This is a genomic window from Pseudomonas allokribbensis, from assembly GCF_014863605.1.
Taxonomy (GTDB): Bacteria; Pseudomonadota; Gammaproteobacteria; order Pseudomonadales; family Pseudomonadaceae; genus Aquipseudomonas; species Aquipseudomonas allokribbensis.
Genome location: NZ_CP062252.1, coordinates 5384753 through 5399114, shown reverse-complemented (window position 1 = coordinate 5399114; position 14362 = coordinate 5384753). Strand labels below are relative to the sequence as shown.

At 58.4% G+C, this 14362-nt stretch carries 13 protein-coding genes, 2 tRNA genes and 1 rRNA gene; 8 read left to right on the top strand and 8 right to left on the bottom strand.

Translation table 11 applies throughout. The features are described 5' to 3' along the window. Positions 1-34: 34 nt before the first annotated feature. Both IF199_RS24710 and IF199_RS24705 read right to left on the bottom strand, forming a co-directional pair. Positions 35-1555, bottom strand: coding sequence for a sensor histidine kinase (locus IF199_RS24710; protein WP_192558942.1), 1521 nt, complete (start codon positions 1553-1555; stop codon positions 35-37). Further along, positions 1552-2268 (bottom strand): response regulator transcription factor, encoded by a 717-nt coding sequence (locus IF199_RS24705; RefSeq protein ID WP_192558941.1) that lies wholly within the window; start codon positions 2266-2268, stop codon positions 1552-1554. The genes IF199_RS24710 and IF199_RS24705 overlap by 4 nt, the downstream gene beginning before the upstream one ends. 151 nt (positions 2269-2419) lie before the next feature. On the opposite strand from IF199_RS24705, the gene msrB reads away from it, so the two are divergent. The 3 genes from msrB to msrA are packed head-to-tail and all read left to right on the top strand — an operon-like array spanning position 2420 to position 5510. Further along, complete coding sequence (gene msrB, locus IF199_RS24700; protein ID WP_192558940.1) at positions 2420-2938, top strand: peptide-methionine (R)-S-oxide reductase MsrB; 519 nt, start codon at positions 2420-2422, stop codon at positions 2936-2938. A gap of 43 nt (positions 2939-2981) precedes the next feature. Beyond that, positions 2982-4790 carry a cytochrome c biogenesis protein DipZ gene (locus IF199_RS24695; protein ID WP_192558939.1) on the top strand — a complete coding sequence of 603 codons (1809 nt, stop codon included), beginning with the start codon at positions 2982-2984 and terminating at the stop codon, positions 4788-4790. 15 nt (positions 4791-4805) lie between these two features. Beyond that, positions 4806-5510: a peptide-methionine (S)-S-oxide reductase MsrA gene (gene msrA, locus IF199_RS24690; RefSeq protein WP_096822801.1), complete on the top strand. Its 705-nt coding sequence runs from the start codon at positions 4806-4808 to the stop codon at positions 5508-5510. A gap of 18 nt (positions 5511-5528) precedes the next feature. Here msrA and IF199_RS24685 read toward each other — a convergent pair whose 3' ends face one another. The 3 genes from IF199_RS24685 to IF199_RS24675 all read right to left on the bottom strand — a co-directional run bounded on the left by IF199_RS24685 (position 5529) and on the right by IF199_RS24675 (position 7475). Then, positions 5529-6044, bottom strand: coding sequence for a DUF6622 family protein (locus IF199_RS24685; RefSeq protein ID WP_192558938.1), 516 nt, complete (start codon positions 6042-6044; stop codon positions 5529-5531). A 63-nt stretch (positions 6045-6107) separates the two neighbouring features. Then, positions 6108-6512, bottom strand: a complete 405-nt coding sequence (locus IF199_RS24680) for a GNAT family N-acetyltransferase (RefSeq protein ID WP_096822799.1) — start codon at positions 6510-6512, stop codon at positions 6108-6110. 57 nt (positions 6513-6569) lie between these two features. Next, positions 6570-7475, bottom strand: a complete 906-nt coding sequence (locus tag IF199_RS24675) for a LysR family transcriptional regulator (RefSeq protein ID WP_192558937.1) — start codon at positions 7473-7475, stop codon at positions 6570-6572. A gap of 102 nt (positions 7476-7577) precedes the next feature. On the opposite strand from IF199_RS24675, the gene IF199_RS24670 reads away from it, so the two are divergent. Continuing rightward, entirely contained in the window at positions 7578-8750 is a 1173-nt protein-coding gene (locus tag IF199_RS24670) for an aspartate aminotransferase family protein (RefSeq protein ID WP_192558936.1), read from the top strand. A 90-nt stretch (positions 8751-8840) separates the two neighbouring features. On the opposite strand, the gene IF199_RS24665 is transcribed toward IF199_RS24670, so the two are convergent. From IF199_RS24665 to IF199_RS24655, 3 genes are all read right to left on the bottom strand, one after another. Then, complete coding sequence (locus IF199_RS24665) at positions 8841-10760, bottom strand: alkaline phosphatase D family protein (protein WP_192558935.1); 1920 nt, start codon at positions 10758-10760, stop codon at positions 8841-8843. 72 nt (positions 10761-10832) lie between these two features. Next, positions 10833-11597 carry a hypothetical protein gene (locus IF199_RS24660; RefSeq protein ID WP_192558934.1) on the bottom strand — a complete coding sequence of 255 codons (765 nt, stop codon included), beginning with the start codon at positions 11595-11597 and terminating at the stop codon, positions 10833-10835. Positions 11598-11708: 111 nt separating this feature from the next. Beyond that, on the bottom strand, positions 11709-11915 hold the full coding sequence (locus tag IF199_RS24655; RefSeq protein WP_192561027.1) for a hypothetical protein: 207 nt from the start codon (positions 11913-11915) through the stop codon (positions 11709-11711). 131 nt (positions 11916-12046) lie between these two features. Between IF199_RS24655 and IF199_RS24650 the strand changes: the two genes are divergently transcribed. The 4 genes from IF199_RS24650 to IF199_RS24635 all read left to right on the top strand — a co-directional run bounded on the left by IF199_RS24650 (position 12047) and on the right by IF199_RS24635 (position 14320). Continuing rightward, positions 12047-12226 carry a hypothetical protein gene (locus IF199_RS24650; RefSeq protein WP_192558591.1) on the top strand — a complete coding sequence of 60 codons (180 nt, stop codon included), beginning with the start codon at positions 12047-12049 and terminating at the stop codon, positions 12224-12226. A 293-nt stretch (positions 12227-12519) separates the two neighbouring features. Then, positions 12520-14056 (top strand): 16S ribosomal RNA (locus tag IF199_RS24645). Positions 14057-14137: 81 nt separating this feature from the next. Next, a tRNA-Ile gene (locus tag IF199_RS24640) sits at positions 14138-14214 on the top strand. Between the two features lie 30 nt (positions 14215-14244). After that, positions 14245-14320: transfer RNA gene (locus tag IF199_RS24635), tRNA-Ala, on the top strand. Positions 14321-14362: the final 42 nt, after the last annotated feature.

The following is a 14362-nucleotide window of genomic DNA, read 5'->3' as shown; positions in this document are numbered from 1 at the left end:
TTGTTGTCACGGAGCAACGGCCCGGTGGAGTTGATTATTTGCCCGGCGTATTCAGGTTCATCGAACGTACGATCCACAGTTCGGCGTTCTGTTGATCCACCGGTAGCGAGAAGCGAAAGGTCGCGCCCCGTCCTGCGACATCGAGCAACTGGATTTCGCGCCCGTGAAGTTGCAGGATCCGGTGCACGATTCGCAAGCCCAGCCCGCCATCACGTCGCGCGCCGCCGATATTGAACGGTCGCAGGAACAAACCCTCGCGCAACTCGGCGGCGATGCCGGGGCCGGTGTCGCTGACGGTGATTTCAACCAGGGCCCCCTGGGGTTTCAGACCGAGTTCGATTTCGCCACCCGACGGCGTATGGCGCAAGGCGTTATCGAACAGGTTGGTCAGCACCCGCTCGATCAGCCCGAGGTCCGCGCAGACGGTCGGCAGGTTGGTGTTGAAGCTGGCCTTGAGTGCAACATTTCGGGCTTCGGCGCCCAGTTCGAATTTCTGGAAGATGTCCTGTACCAGATCGGTCAGGGAAAACTTCTCCAGCACAGGCTGCACGAATCCATGTTCCAGGCGCACCAGCTCCAGCAACGATTGCGCGAGCCCGCCAACCTTGCGGCTCTGATCCAGGGCAATGCCCAGATAGCGACGGCGTTCTTCCGGGGACAGGGTCGCGTCCTTGAGTGACAGGGTTTCAAGGTAACCATGCAGCGAGGCCAACGGTGTGCGCAGGTCATGGGAAATGTTCGCCACCAGTTCCCGACGCTCCTGATCCTGGCGGGTCAGTGAGCGCCACTGTTCACCGAGGCGGTTTTGCATTTGCCGGAACGCCGCGTCGAGCACCGCGATTTCATCCGGGTCCGCGGACTTGTCCACAGGTGTCGGCGCGACGGGCAGTGATTGCGGTGTGCCGTCGATGTCGAATTGGCCCACGGTTTCGGTCAGTCGTCGCAACGGCCGGGTGATCAGATTGAATGCCGTCAGGCCGGCAATCAGGCACAGGAATGCCACGAGTCCGATGGACAGCAGCGCCGTGTTGAGCGCTGCGCTGGTGGCGCCGCGTTCGGCGAACCGGTCGTGCGCTTCGCTGAGCAGGACCACGTAAAGGTAACCGGCCGCCTTGCCGTTGACCTGCAATGGCGCCGCGCTGAAGACCTTGCGACCATCGACGCTGCGCGGGTCGTCGCCGAGGATCGGCAACGGTTGATCATTGAGCAATCGTCGAATCGGCGCGAGATCGACGGTCTGCCGACGCAGGCGTCCTTCCGGTGCCGCGTTACCGACGATCCGGCCTTCGGTGTCGAGCAAGTACACCTCGACACTCGGGTTGACCAGCATCAACTGGCTGAACAATTCGCGCACCGCGCCGGGCATCAGTCCGTTGCTGTCCATCAGCACCGTGTCGTGGGCGATGTGTTGCGCCAGATCACGGGACAGACCCTGCACCACCTCCAGCTCATGCATCTGGCTGGAGCGCACCTGCAACCACGCCGATGTGCCGCAGCACGCCAGCAGCAATACGGCAAACACCAGGGACAGGCGCTGCGTCAGGGTCAGTTTCATGGTTGCTCTGCGCTCGTGCCGAATTTATAGCCGCGGCCCCACACCGTGAGGATGCGCAGCGGTTGCGCAGGATCGGCCTCGATTTTCGCCCGCAGGCGATTGATGTGGGTGTTGACCGTGTGTTCGTAACCTTCGTGGCTGTAGCCCCAGACTGCGTTGAGCAGATCCATGCGCGAGAACACCTTGCCCGGCTGACGGGCGAAGAAATACAGCAGGTCGAATTCCCGGGGAGTGAGGTCCAGGCGCTGGCCGTTGAGGGCCACGTCACGGGTGATCGGGTCGATGGTCAAGCCATCGAGGCTCAGGCTGCCGGCGTCCATCTTCAGATTGCGGGCCATGGCGTCCACGCGACGCAGCAGCGCTTTGACCCGAGCCACCAGTTCAAGCATCGAAAACGGTTTGGCGAGGTAATCATCGGCGCCCAGTTCAAGGCCGAGAATGCGGTGCAATTCGCTGGAGCGGGCGCTGGTGATGATGATCGGCGTGTAGCGGGCCATGGCCCGGGCGCGGCGGCAGATTTCCAAACCATCTACCCCCGGCAGCATAAGGTCGAGGATCAGCGCATCCCAGTGACCTTGTTGCAGCAGGCGCATGCCTTCATCGCCGTCGGCGCTGTGTACCACCTCGAATTGCTCGTCCCGCAGATGCAGGCAGATGAGGTCGGCAATGTGCAGGTCGTCCTCGACCACCAGGACGCGTTTGGTCTGTTCCATGAAGCTCAATCCTTCGGCGCGATGAACGCATTGTGCGGGTTTTCCTCCGGGCGAGTTATCACGAATTGTTTAACTTCCCGTGAGGATTTGGCGATCAACCCAAGCCTAGGCTGTGTTCCACGACAGGCATCTGGAATTTTGGGAGACGGCCATGTTTTCACGGCGACAGATTCTGGCAACGGGCGGCGGGCTGGGGCTTGCAGCCCTTCTGGCCGGTGTATTGCCAAAGTTATCCACCGGTTCTGCGTTGGTCGGCGAGGCGTTGGCCGACGAAGCGTTTGAAGTGACACACAGCGACAGTGAATGGCATGGGTTGCTCACTGATGAGCAATTCGAAGTGCTGCGCAAAGAGGGCACGGAGCGCGCTTACAGCAGCCCGCTGAACAACGAACACCGGACCGGCACGTTTGCCTGTGCCGGGTGCGATCTGGCGCTGTTCTCGTCCGAGACCAAATTCGACAGCCGCACCGGTTGGCCGAGTTTCTGGGCGCCGCTGGAACACGCCGTGGCCATACGTCAGGACCGTTCTTTCGGCATGACGCGGGAGGAAGTCCACTGTCGGCGTTGCGGCGGTCACCTCGGTCATGTGTTCGACGACGGGCCCAAACCCACCGGTCTGCGTTACTGCATGAACGGTCTGGCCATGACCTTCAAACCCGTGGCGGCCTGAGTCGTGGCTCGCCGGCGATCTTCACTTACAACAGGACGACACTATGTGGCTCTTGGTTCTCGCTTATCTCGGTGGTGTGCTGACGATCGTCAGTCCGTGCATCCTGCCGGTTCTGCCTTTTGTCTTCGCTCGCACCGGGCAGCCGTTTATCAAAAGTGGCTTGCCGCTGTTGGCGGGGATGGCGCTGACCTTCGCGCTCGTCGCCTCGTTGGCGGCGGTGGGCGGCGGTTGGGTGGTGCAAGTCAATCAGTACGGTCGCTGGCTCGCGTTGCTGTTCGTTGCACTGTTCGGGCTGACGCTGCTGTTGCCGCGTCTGGCCGAGCGTCTGACCCGGCCGCTGGTGTCCGCCGGCAGTCGATTGTCGCAGGCCGCCGGCCAGGACAATCGTCCGCGTCCCGGCGCTTCGTTTCTGATCGGCGTCGCCACGGGGCTGCTGTGGGCACCTTGCGCCGGGCCAATCCTCGGGCTGATTCTGACCGGTGCCGCACTGCAAGGTGCAAGCATCGCCACCACGTTGTTACTGCTGGCCTACGCCGCCGGTGCCGCGACTTCGCTCGCTGCGGCGTTGCTGCTGGGCGGTAAAGTCTTCGCGGTGATGAAGCGTTCGATCGGGACTGGCGAGTGGATCCGGCGCGGGCTCGGGGCCGCGATGCTGGCCGGTGTGGCCGCCATTGCGCTGGGCCTCGATACCGGGATTCTGGCGCGGTTCTCGACCGCCTCCACCGGAGGGCTGGAGCAGGCATTGGTCGGCAAGCTTTCGGGCAAATCCCCTCAGGGCAACGGCACGATGATGGCGCAGATTCCCGCAGCGGATGACGCGGCGAACGGCAGCATGATGGCAGCCGGCGGCGCGATGAAAATGGCCGCCAAGGCACCCGGCTCGCTGCCGGTCGAAGGTCAGTTGCCGGCGCTTGATGGCGCAGTGCAGTGGCTCAACTCCGCGCCGCTGGATGCCCAGGCACTCAAGGGCAAAGTGGTGCTGGTGGATTTCTGGACTTACTCCTGCATCAACTGCCTGCGCACGCTGCCTTATGTCAAAGCCTGGGCCGAGAAGTATCGCGATCAGGGGCTGGTGGTGATTGGTGTCCACGCGCCGGAATTCGCCTTTGAGCGTGATGTAGGCAACGTCACCAAAGCCATGAAGGAACTGGGCATCAACTACCCGGTAGCCATCGATAACGACTACAAGATCTGGCGCGCTTTCAACAATGAATACTGGCCGGCGCATTACTTTGCCGACGCTCAGGGGCGCATTCGTTACCACCATTTTGGCGAAGGGGACTACGCCGAGTCGGAACGAGTCATCCAGCAACTGTTGCGTGAGGCCGGTGCAAAAACCGTGGCTGATGGCCTGATCAACGCAGACGCTCAAGGCGTGCAGCTTGCACCGGACATGAATCAGGTGCTGTCACCGGAAACCTACGTCGGCTACCAGCGCGCAGAACATTTCGTACCGGAAACCAGCCTGGTGCCTGACAAGGTCGCGGCCTACAAGACACCTGCAAATCTTGCCCTGAATGACTGGAGCCTCGGCGGCCAATGGGCGGTCGGTGCTGAGCGTGCCACCGCCAGTGCGCCGGCCAGTCGTATCGTTTATCGCTTCCATGCCCGCGACCTGCACCTGGTGCTGGGCCCTGGGGCGGACGGTAAACCGGTGCGCTTCAAAGTGATGATCGATGGTCAGGCGCCGGGCGATGCCCACGGTGTCGACGTGGCGCCTGACGGCAGCGGTCGCGTGACCGAACAACGCTTGTATCAATTGGTACGGCAAACCGCTGACGTGAAGGACCGCACCTTCAGCATCGAGTTTCTCGATCCGGGCGTGTCGGCCTACGCCTTTACCTTCGGCTGATCAGGAGTACAGAACATGAAAGCTCAAACTATCTGGCGTCGTCTGCTGCTGGGCGTCGCGACGGCTGGGGTTGTCGCGCAGTGCTCGGCGTTTTCCTTCGGGGCCGAGGAGGGCGTGGTCATTCCGCCGCCGGCACTCGACGAAAACACCCAGGCACACAGCGAAACCGCGGTGTTTGCCGGTGGCTGCTTCTGGGGCGTGCAGGGTGTTTTCCAGCATGTCAAAGGTGTGCAGAAAGCCGTTTCCGGCTATGCCGGCGGTGCTGCCAATACGGCGGAATACGAGCGGGTGAGTGAGGGCGACACAGGGCATGCCGAGTCGGTGCAAGTCACCTTCGACCCCACTCAGGTCAGCTACGGCAGCCTGTTGCAGATCTACTTCTCGGTGGCCCACAACCCCACCGAGCTCAACCGCCAGGGGCCGGACAGCGGTACTCAATATCGCTCGGCGCTGTTCCCGGTCAATGCCGATCAGCAACGCGTTGCACAGGCCTATATCGCCCAGCTTGATGCGGCGCATGCCTACAGCAAACCCATCGTGACCAAACTGGAAACCTACAACGGCTTCTACCCGGCAGAGGACTATCACCAGGACTTCCTCACCGAACACCCGAGCTATCCGTACATCGTGATCAATGACATGCCGAAAGTGGCGCAGTTGAAGCAGTTGTTTGCTCAGCGTTATCAGGAGAAACCGGTGCTGGTGAAAAGCGGATCGTGATCACCGGTTATCCAATGGTTAATGTGCGGTCACGGGCGACTGTCGGGCAACAAGGGCTCGCAGTGCCCAGTAGAGCTTCAGCGAGCGGGTACTGATCAGGCCGCACATGAAACCCGACACCGTGGACTTGAGCAGCAGCATGTCGGGGGACGCGGCAAGCTCCGGATTTACGGCATCCTGATACCCGAAGTAATAGTTTGCGAAAAAAAACATCAGGAACATGATCAGGATTTTCACGGTGCCCGGCATGATCAGCCCCGTCGCGGAGTCGTCGAGTACCACGCCCTTACGGGAGAAAACCAGCCAGGCCGAGAGACCGCCCAGCAACAGCGCGCCGAACCAACTGCTAAAAAACAGGACCGGGTCGATCGTCAAGTTCAGGGAGTACAACGACCACGCCAAAAATGCGGGTGGTGTTATGAGCATCGAGAGACGGCTTTCACGGCGGGGAGAAAACGCCTTGATCCCGAAATAAATCACAATCAGAAAAAATACGTAGGCCCGTATCGGGGTGTTTTGCAGAATCGTGAGCATCGCGCAGCATCCATGCTGAAAAAGAAGAAGGTGGATAATAGCCGAGGTCGCATTCAGTACCCGTTATTTCAATCGCGGGCGTTCCATCGCAATCACTGAGGTTTCAAACCCCAGGCGGGTAAAAAATGCTTCGGCTCCCTCGCGCCCCGCACGCAGTACCCAGGTGATGTCGGGGTTGTCGCCCATCACATGCTCGACCAGTGCCCGGCCCACGCCTTTGCGTTGGTGCTGCACATCAACGACCACCATCGACAGGTAGCCATTGGACAAACCGTCGGTGATGCCGCGGGCAAAGCCAATAATCTGTTCGCCCGATAGCGCGACGGCCGTCCGCTGCGAGTTTTGAATCAACTGCGCAAAATGCTCCGCGGATCCGACTCGATGCGCCCAGCCGTGCTGCCCGAGAAACAACCGCACCGATTCCGTTTCGGCGGGTAGTAGATCGCGTACCGTCAGATCGTTTTTCATTGGGTGATCGTGTCCTTGATGACCAAGTGATTGTTATTGAACCGATGCCAAGCGTAGTCAGCTTTTCCCCCACGTCTGCATCGCAAACTCAACGAAGCGCCGAAGCTTTGGCAGTCGATAGCGATCCTGAGCATAAAGCAGGTGCAATGGGCGGCTCGGCGGTTGGTAGTCGGGAATCACCGTGACGAGTTTGCCGTCGCGCAGATCCTGTTCCACCAGTGCATCCGGCAACATCACGATGCCCATGCCGGTACGGGCCGCCTGATGCAAACCGGCGGAGGTGTTCATCAGCATCGGCCCGCTGACGTCGATCATGATTTCGCCGTCCGGACCACTCAATCTCCAGCGTTTTTCCACCGATTGCCAGTCATCACCGGCGGGGTAGGCGAACGACAGGCAATCGTGCTGTTGCAGGTCTTCGGGCGTCAGTGGCATGCCGCGCCGGGCTACGTATTCCGGAGAGGCGCAGACGGTCAGCGTGTAGTCGATCAATGGCCGGGCGATCAGATTCGACTGCTCGAAATGCCCCAGCCGGAACGCAACATCAAGACCACTCTCCATCAAGTCAGGTCGGCGGTTGGTCAGGACCACATCCATTTTTACCTGCGGGTATTGCAGGGAAAATTCGCTTAGCGCCGGGGCCAGTCGTTCGACGCCAAAAGTCAGCGGTGCGGTGATGCGCAGGAGGCCGCGCGGCTCATCCATGGTTTGTTCGGCGAGACGTTCGGAGTCTGTCACGAGCCCCAATACTTCCAGGCAACGCTGGTAGTAGACCGTGCCGAATTCGGTCAGCCGCTGACGCCGGGTGGTGCGTTGCAACAGTTGCACACCGAGTCGCTGTTCCAGTGCGCGAAGGTGATTGCCGACCATGGTCGTGGACATTTCGCACTGCAGGGCGGCGGCAGTCATGCTGCCGGCTTCGACGACTTTGACGTAGACGCTCATCGACTGGAACAGATCCATTATCAAGCCCTGCTTCTAAATGATTGAAGTTTTCCCGAGTTTATCCAGCTCTGGTGGCTAACCATACTGCAAACACACCGACCTTCACTGGAGTTTGAAGTCATGACCGCCGCCCTGATGAACACGTACCAACCGCTGGCCCTGAGTTTCACCAAAGGCCTGGGCACCCGTCTGTGGGATCAGGCCGGTCGCGAGTACCTCGATGCCGTCGCGGGTGTGGCGGTGACCAATGTCGGCCATTCGCATCCGCGGATCGTTTCGGCGATCAGCGAACAGGCTGGATTACTGCTGCACACATCCAACCTCTACAGCATCGACTGGCAGCAGCAGTTGGCGCTGAAATTGACGCAGCTGTCGGGAATGGAGCGGGCGTTCTTCAACAACTCTGGCGCCGAGGCCAATGAAACCGCGCTGAAACTGGCGCGGCTGCACGGCTGGCGCAAGGGGATCGAGCAGCCGCTGGTGGTGGTGATGGCCAATGCGTTTCATGGTCGTACTCTTGGCACTTTGTCAGCCAGCGATGGCCCGGCGGTACGTCTGGGTTTCAACGATCTACCAGGTGATTTCGTCAAAGTGCCGTTTGGTGATCTTGAAGCACTGGAGCAGGTGCAGCAGCAACATGGCGAGCGGATTGTGGCGATTCTGGTCGAGCCGATCCAGGGCGAAAGCGGCGTGCAAATGGCGCCGTCGGGTTACCTGAAAGCCCTGCGCGAACTCTGCAACCGTCACGCCTGGCTGCTGATGCTCGACGAAATCCAGACCGGCATCGGCCGGACCGGGCGCTGGTTTGCGTTCCAGCATGAGGGCATCGTTCCCGACGTCATGACCCTCGCCAAGGGCTTGGGTAACGGTGTGCCGATTGGTGCCTGCCTGGCCCGGGGCAGGGCAGCGGAGCTGTTTACCCCTGGCAGCCACGGCAGCACGTTTGGCGGTAATCCGCTGGCCTGCCGGGTTGGCTGCACCGTGCTCGAGATCATCGAGGAACAAGGCCTGCTGGAAAATGCGCGGATTCAAGGTGAGCGCTTGCTCAGTCGCTTGCACGCGGAACTGGCGGGCAATCCGAATGTGCTGGCAATTCGTGGGCAAGGGTTGATGGTCGGCATCGAACTGAAACAGCCGATTCGCGACCTGACACTGATTGCTGCGCGGGATCATGGACTGCTGATCAACATCACCCGGGGCAAAACCATACGGTTGCTGCCACCGCTGACGATTGATGAGCGGGAGGTGGGGATGATTGTCAGGGGTATGGGACGGATACTTGAGGCAAAGTGACTGTCGCGACTTGGTCTGAAGTGGCTGCCGATTATTTTCGGCAGCCACATTTTTCATCCGGGCAATCTGCTGTCGGAAATTGTCGCAATCCTAATCAGGATAATCCGTCAGATCCGGTGCCATCATTCGGGTCTTTGGCGCGCCATTCGAGTTGTGCTGGATGATGTCCTGTGGCTGCCCTTGTTCATTGAAAAACACCTGACCAATCCCCGCCGAGTTCCACAGACGTTCACCTGCTTCGGCATGCTCGGGAACGTACGGCACAATACGCATGCGTCGGCGTTTGGTCAGCCAGTTCAGCGGCGAGCGGGGTGAGTAGAGCCAGCGGTTCAGACGGTCGAACCATTCCAGCAAGGTTTTCGGGAACTCGTTCTTGATACCGCTGCTGGTGATCTGCCAGATTCGCGGGCCGGCCTTGCGGTGTCGGATAAGCACTTCGTAGACGAACGAATAATGCACATCCCCTGACAGCACCACGTAATTACCCGGTGTACGCGTGTGTCGGAAAATATTCAGGATCACTTGGGCGGCGCCGCGATGGGCCATCCAGTTTTCCGCGTCCACCAGCAGTGGATAACCGCACCAGCTGAATACCCTTTGCACCGTTTCGATCAGCTTTACACCAAAGATCGGTGCCGGTGAGACGATGATTGCCGACGGATGATCGAGCAGTTCCTGTTGCAGTTCGCTCAAGGCTTCCCAGTCGAGCAGACCGGAAGGTTGCTTGAGCGCCATTTCGCTGCGCCAGCGTCGGGTGCGGGTGTCGAGTACAACCAGGGCCGGACTGGTCGGCAGTACAAAGTGCCAGTGCTGAAAACGCAGCAGCTCATCGATCAGATCGTCTTGCACTGGCGCATCGAGATAGTGGTCATCACCGCTGTCGCTCAGGCGTCGGGTTTTCTCCAGCAGCTCACTGAATGCATCCGGGTTGTTGCCCCAGCCCTGGCACAACATATAGGCGATCAGCGCATTGCCGATGATGCGTTTGGAGAACGGATGGCCGTAGGCCGTTTCTTCCCACTGCGCGGAAAGGTTCCAGTCATCGGTAATGTCGTGGTCATCGAAGATCATCAGGCTCGGCAAGTGCGCCAAGGCTCGGGCAACGTTGCCAAGACCTGCCTTGAAGGCATCGATCCGGGTCTGCTCCAGGGTATAGCGCTGGCGACGTTCGGGTGCCAGCGCTGGTGCTTGCGGGTCGATCAATGTCCATGGCGTTGGTGACCACACCAACAAGTACATGGCCATGACTTCGGCAAACGTCACCAGATGATTGTCGGCACTACTGCTGGTGAAAATCGGCTTACGCGCACCGCCGAAAAAACGTTCGCGCAATGTCTCGTTGCTTTCGAGCGCGGGTAACAAATCCGCACGGTGGTAGTAACTGGCCGGGTGCTCATAAAGTTTGGAGCTGTTGCTGACCACCGCACCTTCGAGGTGCTCGCCGAACAGACCAAGCCGTTCGATCAGGGCGTGAATCGCCCGCAGCATCGGGCCGGCGACGTCATCGGTGTAGATCTGGTCGCCACTCATCATCAGCAGGGCCGGGCGCTGTTGCGGATCGGTTTCGGCGGCGAGTAATCGATCGACGCACAGCAAGCCGTCCGCTGCCGGGTGATGGGGCTTGCGGCAGGAGCCGTGCAACAGTTGATCGATCCGAGAACGCAGGACGAAGTTCGGGCGCGGGTCTGTCTGGTACAGGAGATGGGGCGCCCAATCGGCGATCTGTGTTTCGCCGTCAATCAGCAAGTCATAGTCGATGCGTTCTTCGCAGGGCAGGGCGCTGTCGAGGACGACGTCGATCAGATGGACAAACGCCCGAGTGCCTACAGGGATGACCGTGCATTTCGTTGCGTCGAGAGGAATGTCTCCCACACCTTGCAGGCGTAGGGTCAGCGTCAGTTGGCGAGTACCCACCAGCCACAATACAAGTCGTGTCGGTTCCAGCCGCCGCAACAGCGGGCCGGCCAATACAGGAGGCAGCGGGGAGAGGTCAGCAGAGGGTCGAGACATCAAAGGGGAAAGCTCAAGGCGCACAGGCTGGCGATGATAGCGCAGCCTGCGCCTTCAACTCTTAAGCGAGGCTTAAGAGCCAGCCTTTTGCAGCTTCAGATCCAGCAGGCGCCACTCGGCATAACCCGAGTCATTGGCCGGCAGTTGTTGTATCGAACAATCGAACCGGTAACGGACATCATCGCCGAGCATGTTGCGGGCGGTGACAGTATTACTGATGGTGTAAGTCTGATCCTTGAACCGCTTGCTGCTGGTTTTCTCTTGCGGGGTAATGACCGCCGCCATTGGAAAACGCATGGCGCTCTGGATGAAAGGCGTGCACATGACCGATGCCAGTACCGATTTGTCAGCGTTCGGATCCTTGCCCATCATCTGGCGCAGAGTGACAAAGTTCTTGCCTGCGGTGTCTTCGATCTTCTTTTCAGAAACCGATGTTGCCATGCGCTTACTATAGTAGGGCATTAGCGCGGACTCGGGTGGTGAAGGTTCATTCTGCGGTTCGCTGGCGACATAGCTTGCAAGGTTTTCGGAAACCGGTGCTGGTGCCGGAACCGGAGCGATTGGTGCTTGCGTTGCGGCCGACTCCTGCTCTGGCATCAGTCCAGGGTTTGTCGCGGCGGCCTCTTTTGCAATCTCGGGCGCTGGCTTGTCTTTTGACTTGTTTGCGGACGGGAACAACGACAGGAAGATGGATAGCACCACGACGCCAACAATGAAACCGCCGACCGCGCCAATGAGGTTTCCGAGAAACAGGTTCCAGCTGCCGCGGTTTTTCACCACCCAGCGCCACATGAACCCCCAGGCCGCGACAAATGCCAGAAAACACAAAAAATCCATTCGATCCTTTCCTTAAACCTTCGATAGCCTGAGATCAGCGCGTTCCCGATGATGAGCGCTGAAGATGGACGGCAAGATATCAAAATAGAGGCGTGGCGCCACTTCCTTCATCTATGTAGTGGGCCAGGTCTGGGCGTCTTCCCGGCGCACCAACCGTTCGAGCATGTCCCGCTGGTAATCACCCATGAGCAGATCATCGCGCAGGATCGGGCTCAGGCCTTCTTCCTCATAAGCCAGTTTGAGGGAGAAAAGGGCGACGGTTTCCAGTGACGTTTCGATGGGGATCCTTTCGTGATGTCTTTTGGGGCGTGGGGGCATAGTGGTCTGCCACTACTATATAGAAGGCGAAAAACAGGCCTTTCCAGCCTAAAGCGAAATTAGGGGTTGACGGCAGATTCTGGAGGCCTATAATTCGCCCCACTTCCGGCGCAGTCGAAACGGAAAACTCCTTGGAACTCAATGAGTTACGCAGTTTTCGACAGCGGCTTGCTTCAGATCATCGAAGCCTGGAAGGAGTTGAAAGAGTGGTGATGTTTGGCTCTTTTGACGTTTCGATCTTCTCGATCGAAAGCGGAGAAAAAGAGGTGTTGACAGCAGCGTGTAACGCTGTAGAATTCGCCTCCCGCTAACGAGAGATCGGAAGCGCAAGTGGTTGAGGTTGTTGAAGAATTCTTCAAAAACTTCTGAAAATAATCACTTGACAGCAAATGAGGCTGCTGTAGAATGCGCGCCTCGGTTGAGACGAAAGATCTTAACCAACCGCTCTTTAACAACTGAATCAAGCAATTCGTGTGGGTGCTTGTGGAGTCAGACTGATAGTCAACAAGATTATCAGCATCGCAAGTTGCTCCGCGAGAAATCAAAGATGTAACCAACGATTGCTGAGCCAAGTTTAGGGTTTTCTCAAAACCCAAAGATGTTTGAACTGAAGAGTTTGATCATGGCTCAGATTGAACGCTGGCGGCAGGCCTAACACATGCAAGTCGAGCGGATGAAGGGAGCTTGCTCCCGGATTCAGCGGCGGACGGGTGAGTAATGCCTAGGAATCTGCCTGGTAGTGGGGGACAACGTTTCGAAAGGAACGCTAATACCGCATACGTCCTACGGGAGAAAGCAGGGGACCTTCGGGCCTTGCGCTATCAGATGAGCCTAGGTCGGATTAGCTAGTTGGTGAGGTAATGGCTCACCAAGGCGACGATCCGTAACTGGTCTGAGAGGATGATCAGTCACACTGGAACTGAGACACGGTCCAGACTCCTACGGGAGGCAGCAGTGGGGAATATTGGACAATGGGCGAAAGCCTGATCCAGCCATGCCGCGTGTGTGAAGAAGGTCTTCGGATTGTAAAGCACTTTAAGTTGGGAGGAAGGGTTGTAGATTAATACTCTGCAATTTTGACGTTACCGACAGAATAAGCACCGGCTAACTCTGTGCCAGCAGCCGCGGTAATACAGAGGGTGCAAGCGTTAATCGGAATTACTGGGCGTAAAGCGCGCGTAGGTGGTTCGTTAAGTTGGATGTGAAATCCCCGGGCTCAACCTGGGAACTGCATCCAAAACTGGCGAGCTAGAGTATGGTAGAGGGTGGTGGAATTTCCTGTGTAGCGGTGAAATGCGTAGATATAGGAAGGAACACCAGTGGCGAAGGCGACCACCTGGACTGATACTGACACTGAGGTGCGAAAGCGTGGGGAGCAAACAGGATTAGATACCCTGGTAGTCCACGCCGTAAACGATGTCAACTAGCCGTTGGGAGCCTTGAGCTCTTAGTGGCGCAGCTAACGCATTAAGTTGACCGCCTGGGGAGTACGGCCGCAAGGTTAAAACTCAAATGAATTGACGGGGGCCCGCACAAGCGGTGGAGCATGTGGTTTAATTCGAAGCAACGCGAAGAACCTTACCAGGCCTTGACATCCAATGAACTTTCCAGAGATGGATTGGTGCCTTCGGGAACATTGAGACAGGTGCTGCATGGCTGTCGTCAGCTCGTGTCGTGAGATGTTGGGTTAAGTCCCGTAACGAGCGCAACCCTTGTCCTTAGTTACCAGCACGTAATGGTGGGCACTCTAAGGAGACTGCCGGTGACAAACCGGAGGAAGGTGGGGATGACGTCAAGTCATCATGGCCCTTACGGCCTGGGCTACACACGTGCTACAATGGTCGGTACAAAGGGTTGCCAAGCCGCGAGGTGGAGCTAATCCCATAAAACCGATCGTAGTCCGGATCGCAGTCTGCAACTCGACTGCGTGAAGTCGGAATCGCTAGTAATCGCGAATCAGAATGTCGCGGTGAATACGTTCCCGGGCCTTGTACACACCGCCCGTCACACCATGGGAGTGGGTTGCACCAGAAGTAGCTAGTCTAACCTTCGGGAGGACGGTTACCACGGTGTGATTCATGACTGGGGTGAAGTCGTAACAAGGTAGCCGTAGGGGAACCTGCGGCTGGATCACCTCCTTAATCGACGACATCAGCTGCTCCATAAGTTCCCACACGAATTGCTTGATTCATTGAAGAAGACGAAAGAAGCAGCCCGAAATTGGGTCTGTAGCTCAGTTGGTTAGAGCGCACCCCTGATAAGGGTGAGGTCGGCAGTTCGAATCTGCCCAGACCCACCAATTTTGTGTGGGAAACGCCTGTAGAAATACGGGGCCATAGCTCAGCTGGGAGAGCGCCTGCCTTGCACGCAGGAGGTCAGCGGTTCGATCCCGCTTGGCTCCACCACTACTGCTTCTGAAGTAAGAGCTTAGAAATGAGCATTCCATC

Excerpts from the sequence above, each read along its gene's own strand:
- IF199_RS24710 (WP_192558942.1), bottom strand. The coding sequence starts at position 1,555 with ATGAAACTGACCCTGACGCAGCGCCTGTCCCTGGTGTTTGCCGTATTG.
- IF199_RS24705 (WP_192558941.1), bottom strand. The coding sequence starts at position 2,268 with ATGGAACAGACCAAACGCGTCCTGGTGGTCGAGGACGACCTGCACATT.
- msrB (WP_192558940.1), top strand. The coding sequence starts at position 2,420 with ATGTTTTCACGGCGACAGATTCTGGCAACGGGCGGCGGGCTGGGGCTT.
- IF199_RS24695 (WP_192558939.1), top strand. The coding sequence starts at position 2,982 with ATGTGGCTCTTGGTTCTCGCTTATCTCGGTGGTGTGCTGACGATCGTC.
- msrA (WP_096822801.1), top strand. The coding sequence starts at position 4,806 with ATGAAAGCTCAAACTATCTGGCGTCGTCTGCTGCTGGGCGTCGCGACG.
- IF199_RS24685 (WP_192558938.1), bottom strand. The coding sequence starts at position 6,044 with ATGCTCACGATTCTGCAAAACACCCCGATACGGGCCTACGTATTTTTT.
- IF199_RS24680 (WP_096822799.1), bottom strand. The coding sequence starts at position 6,512 with ATGAAAAACGATCTGACGGTACGCGATCTACTACCCGCCGAAACGGAA.
- IF199_RS24675 (WP_192558937.1), bottom strand. The coding sequence starts at position 7,475 with ATGGATCTGTTCCAGTCGATGAGCGTCTACGTCAAAGTCGTCGAAGCC.
- IF199_RS24670 (WP_192558936.1), top strand. The coding sequence starts at position 7,578 with ATGACCGCCGCCCTGATGAACACGTACCAACCGCTGGCCCTGAGTTTC.
- IF199_RS24665 (WP_192558935.1), bottom strand. The coding sequence starts at position 10,760 with ATGTCTCGACCCTCTGCTGACCTCTCCCCGCTGCCTCCTGTATTGGCC.
- IF199_RS24660 (WP_192558934.1), bottom strand. The coding sequence starts at position 11,597 with ATGGATTTTTTGTGTTTTCTGGCATTTGTCGCGGCCTGGGGGTTCATG.
- IF199_RS24655 (WP_192561027.1), bottom strand. The coding sequence starts at position 11,915 with ATGCCCCCACGCCCCAAAAGACATCACGAAAGGATCCCCATCGAAACG.